The sequence below is a fragment of the Rhodoferax ferrireducens genome, assembly GCF_003347515.1.
Taxonomy (GTDB): Bacteria; Pseudomonadota; Gammaproteobacteria; order Burkholderiales; family Burkholderiaceae_C; genus Rhodoferax.
In genome coordinates, this window is the sequence record NZ_QEII01000164.1 from 1 (window position 1) to 295 (window position 295).

Consider the following 295-nt stretch of genomic DNA (forward strand, 5'->3'; position numbering starts at 1 on the left):
GGGGCCAGCGCCAGGCGGTGCTGTTTGACCTGGGCGTGCGCCGCTTCTACATCTTCGGCCTGGTGCTGTACCCGCAGGACTTCATCTACCTCACCGGCATCCTGGTCATCTCCGCGCTGTCCTTGTTTCTCTTTACAGCGGTGGCCGGGCGCCTGTGGTGCGGTTATGCCTGCCCGCAGACGGTGTACACCGAAATCTTCCTGTGGATCGAGAAGAAAGTCGAGGGCGACCGCTCCATGCGCATGCGCCGCGATGGCCAGCCCCTGTCGCTGGACAAGGTTGGTCGCAAAAGCGC

Annotated in this window: 1 protein-coding gene; it reads left to right on the plus strand. The window is 63.4% G+C overall.

Going from position 1 to position 295, the window contains the following annotated elements; genetic code table 11:
* Nucleotides 1-295, plus strand: a 295-nt coding sequence (locus C5P05_RS00880; protein ID WP_114968024.1) for a 4Fe-4S binding protein, incomplete at both ends; no start/stop codon positions are given.